At 37.3% G+C, this 12,305-nt stretch carries 15 protein-coding genes; 3 read left to right on the top strand and 12 right to left on the bottom strand.

Features of this window, described 5'->3' with window-relative positions; translation table 11 throughout:
• Window positions 1-23 precede the first annotated feature (23 nt).
• A complete protein-coding gene (locus K2F26_RS01225; protein WP_220610044.1) occupies window positions 24-239 on the bottom strand; it encodes a type II toxin-antitoxin system HicB family antitoxin in 216 nt (71 codons plus the stop codon).
• Entirely contained in the window at window positions 239-430 is a 192-nt protein-coding gene (locus K2F26_RS01230) for a type II toxin-antitoxin system HicA family toxin (RefSeq protein WP_220610045.1), read from the bottom strand. Before K2F26_RS01230 ends, K2F26_RS01225 begins: the two co-directional genes overlap by 1 nt.
• Before the next feature lie 150 nt (window positions 431-580).
• Between K2F26_RS01230 and K2F26_RS01235 the strand changes: the two genes are divergently transcribed.
• From K2F26_RS01235 to K2F26_RS01245, 3 genes are all read left to right on the top strand, one after another.
• Window positions 581-1,948, top strand: coding sequence for a pentapeptide repeat-containing protein (locus K2F26_RS01235; protein WP_220610046.1), 1,368 nt, complete (start codon window positions 581-583; stop codon window positions 1,946-1,948).
• A gap of 85 nt (window positions 1,949-2,033) precedes the next feature.
• A complete protein-coding gene (locus K2F26_RS01240) occupies window positions 2,034-2,312 on the top strand; it encodes a hypothetical protein (RefSeq protein WP_220610047.1) in 279 nt (92 codons plus the stop codon).
• Window positions 2,305-2,568, top strand: a complete 264-nt coding sequence (locus tag K2F26_RS01245) for a type II toxin-antitoxin system RelE family toxin (protein WP_220610048.1) — start codon at window positions 2,305-2,307, stop codon at window positions 2,566-2,568. Before K2F26_RS01240 ends, K2F26_RS01245 begins: the two co-directional genes overlap by 8 nt.
• Window positions 2,569-2,638: 70 nt before the next feature.
• On the opposite strand, the gene proC is transcribed toward K2F26_RS01245, so the two are convergent.
• The 10 genes from proC to K2F26_RS01295 form a co-directional block, all read right to left on the bottom strand.
• A complete protein-coding gene (proC, locus tag K2F26_RS01250) occupies window positions 2,639-3,454 on the bottom strand; it encodes a pyrroline-5-carboxylate reductase (RefSeq protein ID WP_220610049.1) in 816 nt (271 codons plus the stop codon).
• Window positions 3,455-3,544: 90 nt separating this feature from the next.
• Window positions 3,545-4,138, bottom strand: a complete 594-nt coding sequence (locus tag K2F26_RS01255) for a cell division protein SepF (protein WP_220610050.1) — start codon at window positions 4,136-4,138, stop codon at window positions 3,545-3,547.
• A 310-nt stretch (window positions 4,139-4,448) separates the two neighbouring features.
• Window positions 4,449-5,153, bottom strand: a complete 705-nt coding sequence (locus K2F26_RS01260) for a YggS family pyridoxal phosphate-dependent enzyme (protein ID WP_220610051.1) — start codon at window positions 5,151-5,153, stop codon at window positions 4,449-4,451.
• Window positions 5,150-5,428, bottom strand: a complete 279-nt coding sequence (gene pipX, locus K2F26_RS01265; RefSeq protein WP_096565540.1) for a transcriptional coactivator PipX — start codon at window positions 5,426-5,428, stop codon at window positions 5,150-5,152. The genes K2F26_RS01260 and pipX overlap by 4 nt, the downstream gene beginning before the upstream one ends.
• Window positions 5,429-5,907: 479 nt before the next feature.
• Window positions 5,908-6,666, bottom strand: a complete 759-nt coding sequence (locus K2F26_RS01270) for a class I SAM-dependent methyltransferase (RefSeq protein WP_220610052.1) — start codon at window positions 6,664-6,666, stop codon at window positions 5,908-5,910.
• Window positions 6,667-6,681: 15 nt separating this feature from the next.
• The gene (locus tag K2F26_RS01275) at window positions 6,682-7,692 is read right to left on the bottom strand and encodes an NAD-dependent epimerase/dehydratase family protein (protein ID WP_220610053.1); all 1,011 of its coding nucleotides are present in this window, start codon (window positions 7,690-7,692) and stop codon (window positions 6,682-6,684) included.
• 92 nt (window positions 7,693-7,784) lie between these two features.
• Window positions 7,785-7,988 (bottom strand): hypothetical protein, encoded by a 204-nt coding sequence (locus tag K2F26_RS01280; RefSeq protein WP_220610054.1) that lies wholly within the window; start codon window positions 7,986-7,988, stop codon window positions 7,785-7,787.
• Between the two features lie 79 nt (window positions 7,989-8,067).
• Window positions 8,068-8,904, bottom strand: a complete 837-nt coding sequence (locus K2F26_RS01285; RefSeq protein ID WP_220610055.1) for a class I SAM-dependent methyltransferase — start codon at window positions 8,902-8,904, stop codon at window positions 8,068-8,070.
• Between the two features lie 227 nt (window positions 8,905-9,131).
• Window positions 9,132-10,142 carry an NAD-dependent epimerase/dehydratase family protein gene (locus K2F26_RS01290; RefSeq protein WP_220610056.1) on the bottom strand — a complete coding sequence of 337 codons (1,011 nt, stop codon included), beginning with the start codon at window positions 10,140-10,142 and terminating at the stop codon, window positions 9,132-9,134.
• Window positions 10,143-10,230: 88 nt separating this feature from the next.
• The gene (locus K2F26_RS01295; protein WP_220610057.1) at window positions 10,231-12,126 is read right to left on the bottom strand and encodes a TubC N-terminal docking domain-related protein; all 1,896 of its coding nucleotides are present in this window, start codon (window positions 12,124-12,126) and stop codon (window positions 10,231-10,233) included.
• Window positions 12,127-12,305: the final 179 nt, after the last annotated feature.

Here is a 12,305-nt window from a genome sequence, read left to right on the forward strand (position 1 = left end):
TAGATTTTTTCCGGTAGCTGTGATTATATTGTCACTGCAACTTTACCAACTTCTGTGGATGGTTCGGGTATGGGTTGTCCATCTTCTTTCAATACTTCTAAATACACTTCTATAGCTTCTTTAATATTTTCCTGTACTTCTGCTAAAGTATCCCCAATGCTGACACAACCGGGTAAGTCAGGAACATAAGCACCCCAGTTTGTCTCACCACGTTCATAAATTACTGTGTATTCAATCATTAGACATCTCCTAATTTTGCTTGCTTCCAAATTGATGAAAGTGTACCTATGGGAATATCATCACTTGGTTTTCCAGGTACAACTACAATACCTGATTTATTTTCATTTTTGAGGATACGGTGACTACCTCTAATCCAATCTATATACCACCCATCATCTTCTAGGATTTTGAGAACTTCTTTAACTTTCATTGTTTACTATCATAGCGTGATTAGTGATTTAATAAATTTTTGGTAAAAACACTACTATATCAAGTATACTATATTCAATCTACGAAATCAAAAATTTTAGTTATTTATTAAGTTAATTTAAGTAGTTGTATAATTTATAGTCAGGTAAAAATGGAAGATAGAGAACTTTTAAAATTCTACAAAGAAGGTAAAAGAAATTTTAGTCATCATAGATTATATAACAGAAATATTGAACTTGATAATATATGTGATAGGGTTATTTGGACTGATAATGCTTCCCCAAACTTTAGCAATGAAAACCTGGCAGAAATTATTTTAACTCATTCCAACTTATATCATGCAAACCTAAGTGGTACAAATTTTAGTGGTGCAAATTTAGTTGATACAGACCTTAGAGATACAAATTTATATCATGCAAACCTTAGTGGTGCTAATTTATCTGGTGCAGATTTAACCAATACTTGTTTAGATGGGGCTATTTTCAAAAATGTTATTATTGATGAGAAAACCAAGATTCATAAAAAATATTATTTAATTTCGCAAATTCTTAACGAAGAAGTAGTAGTTGTAAATCTCTCTGGAGTTGATTTAATAGGTGCTAATTTAGATGGTGCTAACTTAACTAAAGCTGACCTTTCTAATGCAAATTTGCACGAAGATAGGGTTAATAATGCTTCAAAAATATATCAAAATAAAATTCTTATAACAAGACTAAAAAAAGCAATCTTAACAGAAGCAAATTTAGAAAATGCGAATTTGGGAAGAGCTGATTTGAGAGGAGCAAATTTAACAGGGGCAAATTTGAGAGGAGCAGATTTAACAGAAGCAGATTTGAGAAAAGCAGATCTAACAGGGGCAAACTTGATGGGATCAAACTTGACTAGATGTAGAATTAGGGATGCTAACTTTTCAAAAGTTGATTTTAGAAACACTGATTTAACCAATACTAAAACCAAACTTACAGGTGCTAAGTTAAAAGGAGCATATTATAATGATGAAACTAAATTCCCTGAAGGATTTAATCCCAAATTTGCACAAATGATCCATGAAGATGATATTAAAACTAAAAAATATCATAATTCCGAATGGATAGAATTATTAACCAAGAAAAAAGTTAAAACAGTAAAATCTCCACCACCACCACGAGAAGGACAACAAGAATTTAAAGAAGAACTAAAAGAAACTTATGGTTATAGATGTTTAATTAGTGGTTGTCACATTGAACAAATTATTGAAGCAGCACATATTATTCCTTATCGGGATCTTAATTCTCATGATGTTGCTAATGGCTTACTTTTGAGAGTAGATTTGCATAGACTTTTCGATGCACACCTCATAGCTATTCATCCAACAACCAGAGAAGTATTAATATCGGAACAAATAGCGAAAGACTATCAAGATATTAGAGGAATAAAAATAGCAAGTTGTTTAACTGGTGAAGATGCTACTAAACAACAGGACGCGCTAAGATATCATTGTGAACAATGTAATTGGATAGATAAACAACTGTTGGAATAACTCAGAAATTTGATATAATCAATTTGTCTATGGAGATATGAATATGACTGTACAATTTACTAATTTCCGAAAGTGGAGGTAAACGATGAATACTACAAATGATTCCCCACATTTGGATAGTTCATCGGAGGTTTTAGAATCTGTGACTGAGTTACAGAACCACCTTAATGAATTACTCAAGCAACTATCACCAGAAAGATTACAGGTGTTGGCAGATTTTGCGGCTTACTTAGCAAATGCTGAAAGCGAAGCAGCAACACAAGAACTTTTGGCAATTCCAGGATTGCTAGAACGAGTTAAGCAAAATCAAACCACCCCTAAAACCCATTACACAAACTGGAGAAACCTTCGATCTGATGTATGAAGTTCTTCTCCATCCCGATGCCCAAAAGGTTTATGTCAATGCTGACAAAGCCCTAGCCAAGAAAATTGCTAGATGTTTGCAGCAACTAGAACAAAATCCCCGATCGCATCCCAACATCAAAGCCCTCAAGGGAGGTTACGCAGGGTTTTATCGTTATAGAATTGGGGACTACAGAGTTATCTATTCGATAGAGGATGAAGTGGTGCAGGTATTTGTTGTGGCGATCGCTCATCGTGGCGAAGTATACGAACAGTGAATGTGATTTGGTGCGTCTAATAACACCTAATATTTTAGCCATCTCCCAACCACCAATCACCAATCACCGATCACCCTTTCCCCAACTCTTGAGAACGATGAGCAGCAGCTTTCACCGCTTCAATTAAAGCAGAACGAAAACCAGCCTTCTCCAACTCACTCACTCCCGCAATAGTCGTTCCCCCCGGACTGGTAACTTGATCTTTCAACTCTGCGGGATGAATGTTACTTTCTTCTATCAGTCTTGCTGTTCCTAATACTGTATGTAAAGCTAACTGTTTCGCTACTGCTCTGGGTAAACCCGCAGCCACGCCACCATCGGATAAAGCTTCAATCATCAACGCCACATAGGCAGGACCACTACCAGATAAACCTGTCACTGCATCCATCAGCGTTTCTGGAACTTCCACCACTTCCCCCACTGCCGTAAAAATTTCCTTAGCGGTTGCTTGATGACTGGGTTGAGCATAAGCACCCGTACAAATAGCCGTCATTCCTGCACCCACAGTAGCTGGGGTATTAGGCATAGCGCGAATAACTGGCAGTTCGGGAAAAGCCGCTTCTAGCTGTTTTAAAGGCACACCCGCCAAAATAGAAATAATTAAAGGTGTATTTTGTATAGGTAAAATATCTGCTAATTCTTGGGCGATCGCACTTAATATTTGTGGCTTCACCGCCAACATGACCGCCTCTTGAGCCTGAGACAACACCAAACTATTATCAGTTGTCACATTTACCCCATATTGCTGCTGTAAAAAACTCCTACGAGCCTCCTGGGGTTCACTCACTATAACTTCTGAACCTTGATAAATGCCCCGTGCAATAAGGCGGGATAATAGAGCTTCACCCATTACCCCACCACCAATCAAACCAAATTTAATAATCATTTAGCTATTTAGTCATTAGTCATCAGTGGTTAGTCATTAGTTAATAGTCAACATGACAATAAAGAACCAATGACTAATTCAACTTCATTATTATTGTGCCATGCGGTTAGGTTCGCTGCCCCAAGTGGGAGTAGTACCTGTAGGACGAACGGGACGTACTGGTGGTTGGGGTACTTCATGTAAAAATCCGCCTTGGGTGCTGACTTGCACACAACTGGGTGTGAACAAAAAGATACTTTCACCAATCCGTTCTTGATGTCCATCTAAAGCATACGTACCACCGGCAACAAAATCAACTGCCCGTTGAGCTTGATCCGGGTCCATAATCGTCAAGTTTAATACTACAGACTTACGCTCACGTAATGCTTGAATTGCCTGGGGCATTTCTTCAAAAGTGCGAGGTTCAAGGACTAAAACTTCAGAAATTCCATTAATTGCGCCTGGCATACCAATCACATTACTCATAGGCTTTGATCCTGCTGCTGCTACTTCATCTCCCATTGTAGAGGAGTTTTCACGCCAACGTCGATTAGGAGCAGGAGTTTCTTGTGGAGCAGGTTGAGGATTTTCTTGCTGATACAGATTTTGGTAGCTATCGGTATCTGGTTCTTCCTCGTAATACTCGTATTCTACCTGCTCGTTCAAGCCCACAAAATCTCGAAGTTTGGAAAATATATTGTTCATTGTCTACGCTCCCAGTGGAAATTACCTTAATTGATCCAGATTTAAATTGTGGTAGCCCTAGTAAGTGCTGCTGCCTTGAGCAATTTCATTGCTATTTGTATTTTCTAGTACAGGTTTTCATGAAGAAAAGACTGTTCTAGAAAGAACTTTATATGGACATAACAATGAGTTAAAATTATATCCTAAAGATGGAGTTATGAAAAGTTCTTTTCCTCTAGTTTTGTCTTAGTATTTACATTTGTCAAGTATATAAATCTAGCTACTTGGTTTTCTCTAATAGGCACTGACGTAATTGTCAGTGCTGAGTTCTTTAAGATACGGTATTATCCGGTGAGATGTGGGAAATTTGGGAGCGATGCCCAAACAAAATAGTCCCTAATCTGACCATTGTTGCACCTGCTTGGATTGCCAATTGATAATCCCCAGACATACCCATAGATAGATGCTGCATTGTGATATTACCCCATTGTTGTGAGGCAATTTCTTGGGCAAGTTTATGGGTATGTTTAAACACATTCAAAATTTCCCCCTCATCCAAACCCAGAGGCGGAATTGTCATCAAACCTTGAATTTGCAAATTTTTACATTGATCAAGTGCTGCCAAGTCTGCTAATAGTTCTGGGATTATCCAACCAGACTTGTGAGGATCAGGGAGAATTTTGACTTGTAGGCAAACCAGGGGACTCACTCCTAGCTGTTGCGCCAGGGTATCTAGACGCTGGGCTAGATGTAGATTATCTACAGAGTGAATCCAATTAAATAATTCCAGAGCTTTTTTAGCTTTGTTACTTTGTAAATGTCCAATGAAGTGCCAAGTAATATCTGGCAGATCCTGTAACTCCTGTTGTTTACTGGCAGCTTCTTGGATGCGACTTTCACCAAAATCACGAATGCCCGCGCTGTATGCTTCCCGCATCAGTTCGGTTGGTATTTGCTTACTAACAGCAATCAACCGTACTGAAGGCGGAAGTTCAGCACGAATGGTAGCAATACGTTCACTAATTGAACTTGTCATTGGAATGTTCGTTGGAAAACACTTTGAAGCTGATCGTACTCCTGTGGCTTGCCACTGCGACGCAAAGTACGCAAACGATTTTCCAGCATCATTCTGGCTTCAGTCCGGCCAATAGACTGAAATTTAATACCTTTAACGTCATTTGTTACCAAAAAAAATAAGCGTTGGGCATATAGTGTAGTAAACAGATCCTGGTTATCATCAACCATACAGATCCTATATAGTAAACCCCACGTTGGATGATTGATGTAAGTTTCTGAGTAGTCTGGATTCATTTAATAGTCAAGGTTTGGAGTATATATTCTTTTTTCGCAGTCTCACACAATCATTCCGACGATAATAAGCAGTCTTCGGCCAGAATTTTTTTTGGCTGACAATGCGAAACTGTGGATCAGTTATCAGTTATCAATTATCAGTTATCGCCATTGACTGTTAACTGTTCGCTCCTGCCTCCTGCCTCCTATGAAGTTCCTCAGAGTGAAAACCAGCTTTTGGACTTCTCGTTGCATGGGCTTGTTTCCATCCTGCCATAATTCTCGCTTTATGGCGCAAATCTCAGCCGATGTTGTTGTTCTGGCTGGGGTGGGGTTAGTAGCTAGTTACGATTTTCTTAAATATAGGACTTATGCAAGATTGGACTCAAAACCTGATTCTGACGTAGGGGTAATTCATGAATTACCCCTACTTTCATTCTGTTTTGCGTAAGCCTCCTGGGGCAACCACGGGGGGATTGCCCCTACTGCCGCTGATCTTTTTAGGTGGTAATTAATTTGGCAGCAACCATGAGTTCAGGTATATTAATCACACCCCGGAAGAAAAAATCGCTGAGAAGTTGCCAGCCTCTGAGAGTGAAAAACTGTTCCCGTAGGGTTGGTCTGGCTGCTGGATAAAGCTGTCGCCACAGTAGAAGATCCCCACGAGTTAGACACCAATCATCACAACGGTATCTGTCTACAGAAAAATTCGCGTTTTCAAGTAGTGTAAATATATCTTCTTGACTAAAAGCATGGAGGTGATAAGGATCTATATGTCGGGTTTCACCAAGTGGTGCTGACAGCAGTAAGTCACCTCCGGGAATTATCAAACTGCGAAGACGATTTAGAAATTTTGCAGGATAGGGTAGGTGTTCTATCGTCTCGAAAGAAACAATCACGTCGAATTGCTGTAACCACTCAAAGGTCAGAGCATCAGCACAGACAAATTCTACATTGTTTTCTTGATAGTGGTTTCTGGCGTATTGTATGGTTTCTGGGCAGATATCTACCCCGACTACTGCGATCGCCCCTGCAAGACGAAGCATCTGACTACCGTATCCTGTACCACAGGCGATATCCAAAACTCGTTTACCTTGTACATAAGTTGCCGCAGTTTCGTAGCGTCGCAAATGAATTTCAAAAAGTTTTTGACTTGCTGGATCGCTGGGTATCTGTTTGGGAATTAGACGTTCCCAAGTGAAGGGAAGACTATCTAAAGTTGTTACCGATTGACTGGGGAGATTGTGTTTATATTTCATAATTTTTAACCTATTTTAACCCATTTGATCTAATGCTTTCAAGTCCAATGTTTGCAGCCATTTCTGTGTGCGTCGCATTCCTTCGTCTAGGTCAATTTTTGGTTGATAATTTAATACACTTTGTGCTTTAGCAATGGAATAAGCATGGGGACGAGTGATAAAATCTAAGGATTCCGGTAAAATATCAGGTTTCTTGCCAATTAGTTTTAGCCCTTGATGGCGCAGTTGCAACAGAAGTTTGAGTTCATTTTTAGGCAGAGAAAGAGGTGCAGGTAAATCTGCAATTTCCGCCAACCGTGTAAAATATTCTTTCCAAGAAGTTTCTTGTCCGTCAGTGATATTAAATATCTCTCCAGATGCTTCTTTTTCTATGGCTAGAAATATAGCATCAATGAGATTGTCTATATATAAATGGTTAATTACTCCCTGCCCATTGTTGGCTAACCTAAATATTTTTTGGCGCATCAATTGCAGTGGCCGAACTACCCAGGGATAGCTTCCTGGTCCGTAAACATCTCCTGGTCTGAGAATAATAATGTTAAAATCTGGGGGGAAATTAAGTTGCAAAAGTGCATTTTCGCTTTCTATTTTTGTCTGACAATAGGGATGATTTTCGGCAAAAATTGGATCAGCTTCGGTGACACGATCAGGATAATTAAAACCGTAAACAAGAACACTGGAAAGATGAACAAAGGTTTTCACACCTGCATTGTGAGCAGCTTTGGCTATGTTAACAGTTCCGCCCACATTTACCTCACGAAAATGCTGGAGTGATCCATGTTCTTTGACAATGGCTGCTGTATGTAAAACAATATCAACTCCCTGACAAGCTTTTTGCACAGTTGCAGGATCAGTTACACTGCCAATAATGACATCAGCGCCTAATTTTTCAGCTTTTTTAGCTTTTATTTGGGAATGTTGCAGCCCACGAACTTTCAAACCTTTTGCTAGGGCTATTTCGGTGGTACGTAAGCCGATAAACCCACCGATTCCAGAAATAAGAAGTGTTTTTCCACAGAGGTTCATAGCAATGATTATAAGTGGGTCGGCGTAAAAAAAATGAAACAATTCTCAATTATCAATTATCAATTGATAAGAATGGTGCTATTTGTTCGGGTTTAGAGTAATATTGCATTTTCAGTAAATTCATTTTTGATTCCTCTATACACCTGACTCCATTTATGGGAAACCGTTCCTAATAAATGAGATGCAACTATTTTATAAGGATAAGGATAATCTGCCTTTGGTTTAATACACTCCCAATGAATCTCAATTTCTGGTGTATTGAGGGATTTTGTAGAAGATTGAATTGCACGATTCACATCTCCTGAATGTGATTAATAAACTATCAGTAAACGTTTCGTTAATTTTTAAATCTGGCATTTTTTGTTGAAAGAAAAGTTACTTTTGTAAAACATAACAAAGGTATTCTTGATCTCCATTTTTAAATGCTTCATACATGGGAGTTCCTTGGCATCCAGCAAACCAGTTGGCGACTATGTGTAAGTATTTAGGAATATACTGGTTAATTATTTTTAGCTTTCTTTCATTTTCTAAATCCATAGCTTTGAGAATATTAGGGGTTATTATTTCCGATTTTAAAATTTTAAAACCAGTATTTTTTAATGCTATGGTTGTTTTTTCAATGTCTTGTTTGGGGCGAAAATCAGTAAATAAAAAGTAACCATTTGGGCGCATAATTCTAAAAACTTCAGCGAAAAAACGTTCAGGTGAACCGTAACAATGTGATGATTCAACATTAACGACTACATCAAAGGAACAATCATTAAATGGTAGAGATTCTGCATCTCCGAGTTGAAAATTTAGTTGGGGAACAGAATGTGCTTTTTGACAGAATGCTATATTGCTTTTGGAAAAATCAACCCCGGTCATTGTTTTTGGTTGTAAATGACGGGTAATATATGAAGAACCACCACCACGTCCACATCCTACTTCAATAACATCCAATCCTTGCAGTGAAATAGCATTGGCAACATGATGATAAAGTTGAAGACAATAACGTTCTTCTTCTTCAGATGGGTTCAATTCTAGTTTTTTGGTATTCGGTTCTACATCTGCATAACCATAGTTGATAAAAGTAATTTTTATGTTGCTATAATTAGCTGCGAAAAGGTTATACCATCCTTTCCAAAACAATCTTCTCAAGGGATAGTGATTAGGACGAGATATAAAGTTATTTAACAAATTTTCAGGCAGAGAAGTGAAATTATTCAACATCTTGAACTCCCAAGTAATAGGTGATTAAAATGAACAGGTTTAAAGTGAGTTTAGCTGGAGATCAAGGCAGCATCCCAAATGTGTAAATTTATTTTTATCTATGGAAATAATATGCACTAATATCCTGATATGATTGCACCGCAAAGGGCGAAAGAACGCAAAGGTAAGAGAGTTTCAGAGAGTTTTTGGTGTGGCTGTGTTGATTTTTTTCAAAGTTGGGATACTTCCTAAATCAATTTTTGGATATCAGTTTTTTTCAACCATTCATGAGTACGACGCATTCCTTCAGTCAAATCAATTTTTGGTTGATAACCCAGCATAGTTTTTGCTTTGGTGATGGAATAGGCATAAGGACGAGTGATAAAATCTAGTGATTCTGGCAGAATATCGGCTTTTTTTCGCAACAGTTTTTGACCTTGGTAACGCACTTGCAACAATAATTTCATTTCATCTTTGGGTAGAGAAATAAAAGCTGGTAAATTTTCTATTGCAGCTAATTTTGTAAAATACTCTTTCCAAGAAGTTTCTTGTCCATCTGTGATATTAAATATTTCTCCAGATATTTCTCCCGATGGTTCTTTTTCAATTGCCAAAAAGATAGCATCAATGAGGTTATCTATATAGAGATGATTACTTACACCTTTACCATCATTGGCATAAGCAAATAAATTTTGACGCATCAATAAAAGTGGACGTACTACCCAAGGAATACAACCGGGACCGTAAACATCACCAGCGCGGATAATAATAATATTAAAATCTGGTGGTGCATTCAATTTTAAAAGTGCAGATTCTGCTTCTATTTTCGTTTGACAATAGGGGTTATTTTCTCCACAAAGCAATTCTGATTCTGTCACTTGATGAGGATAGTTAAAGCCATAAACTAGGACACTAGAAAGATGCACAAAAATTTTCACACCAGCATCTTTGGCGGCTTTTGCCATATTCATTGTACCACCAACATTTATTTCCCAAAATTTCTTGATATTGCCTGTTTCTGCTGCCAATTGTTCGGTATGAAAAACAATATCTACTCCTTGACAAGCTTTTTGGGCAATGGCAAAATCAGTGATGTTACCAAACAATAAATCAACATCCAAATTATTGGTATTTTTTCTGTTCATAGAAGTTTGTAAACCACGAACTTTCATTCCCCGTTCTAAAGCTAATTCAGCAGCACGTAAACCAATAAAGTTATCTATTCCCGTAATCAGTAATGTTTTTGAATTGATGTTCATAATTCTCACAAATTACTCAATTTTTTAACTAGGAAGATTAATAACCCAATTACCTATTCCCTATTACCTATTCCCTATTCTCTGTTCCCTATTTCCTATGAATTATCAATTGATTTTTGCTACTTAGATTTGCCTTGAGAGAAGCAAAATGTTGTCCACCTAATTCAATTTGTTCTGCTACACATCCATTTTTTAATCTATCAACTAGATAGTCCATATCATGAGCAATAAAATTTGTGCCATGATCTGGTTCGATCAAACTAACTAATTTGATATTTTTTGTTTGTTGATTAGCTAAGTTAGAAAAACCTAAAAAATTAAAGACTCCTGATTCATAAGTTCCACAGGGTACAGAAGGATTATCAACACCAAAGCAATATTCATTTTCTTGAAACCAATCATAAGCAGGATAGCCATGAAAGTGAACAATTGGCGCACCATTGGCAATTAATTCTGGTGTATATAAGGCAGCACCTAGAGTAATTGCCAGCATAACATAGATATCATAGGAAGGTTTGATATCTGATTTAGTTGACTGATTGCCTAGTGGTAATTGCAGATGTAAATTATTTTTTAACGCAATGCGAAGGATATCTTGCTCAATATTTAAATCTGTTTTATTAGAACCTGAACGAGAACTAAGTAACCAAATATCAGGGATTTGTTTAAATACATATTCTCCAGCGATGAGGATTTTAATATAACGTCTACCTGTTTCATTTGTACGAATTTCATTACTACTAAATCCCGCAACAGGTAATAAGTTTTCCCATTCAGCAGCAGTGATTTCTGGTTTTCCTACATAATAAGGTGGTTCTGCATAAGCGACAAAACCATAGGAAACTCCCGTTCTACCATTGACGATGACATTAACAATATCTCTGTGGGACTTTCTTTTAATAACTTCCGCTAGTTTAAAACCTGGTGGAAATAAACCAGTTGATGCTAGTTCTTGACCTAGTTTCACCAATTTATGAGCATAGCTAGATATATAAGGATTATATTCTCCGATTTCAAATCTATTCATTAACAGGGGAGCGATGGGAACAAAAACTTTAGGAATCAGAGATTTGGAAATAAAATTATCTATTTCTGTTCTCTCGAAAATAGAATCTGATAGATTCATATTGAGAATGGAAATTTTATCATTAGATACGCCAATGACAATTTCGGAAAATGTTTTAATGAGTGTATTGATGCCAATGCTAATTTTGTCTTGATACTTGGTTAAGGGATTTACAAACTCTTCATCTATTTCACCAATAATGATGACTTGAGTATTTGTTGGATCTTCGACATATTTTGCGGCATGATCTTCCGCCCAACTACTTAATTTAGCGATTTGAACAACAGACATTTTTTGCTGATTTACTAGCCAGGGATAAGATAAAATATAAAAACTTTCAGCTATAAATATTCCTAATTTTCTCAACCATGAATTAGGTCTTTCTACATCTATTACTGCATCAATTTCTGCTCGCACACCCTTGATTTTTAAAGAATGATTCCAATTAAATAGAGGAATTTTGATATCATATAAAATTTCTGTTGTTGCTTCCTGCCAAGGGATAACAGTAACGCCCAAGTTTTTTAACTTAATTGCTAATTCTTGGCGGAATTTAATAATTGTTTGATGATGATAACCATGAGGTAAAGGTCTAAATGTCACACTGAGATTTTGAGCCATCATGTTTGGGTTAATAATTGGGGGCTGATATCCTATAGGTGATTCACCTGCAAAACCACCTATTAACCTGCCAATAGTTTGTAAACTAATTCCTTGAATCAGAGGTTCAGAAGCTGATTTTGTAGCGATATTCATTTCTTGTAATAATGCCAAAATATCTCCTTTGGATGTGGCTATTTCCGCTTGTATTTCTGGTGTAATTACCCCTTTAGGAGAACGAATATTGAGTTTGTTATTTTCAACCCAAAATTCCACACCTTGTTGAGTGAGTTTCGCTAAAATTTCGGATGCGTTCATGACTAAATCTCCCAGTTTTTAACGAACTAAAAAGCATAAGGAAAAGAAGACACTCCGCTGAATGATGTTTCCTCCATTCGTGCGAAGTGTCAGTCTTAGAGGAGGAAAAACTTGAAAATCTGTAAGCATTCAGCTATTAGCCATCAGCAGTCAGCTAACACCAAAGAATCGCCAATTTA

The sequence above is a fragment of the Sphaerospermopsis torques-reginae ITEP-024 genome (assembly GCF_019598945.1).
GTDB lineage: Bacteria > Cyanobacteriota > Cyanobacteriia > Cyanobacteriales > Nostocaceae > Sphaerospermopsis.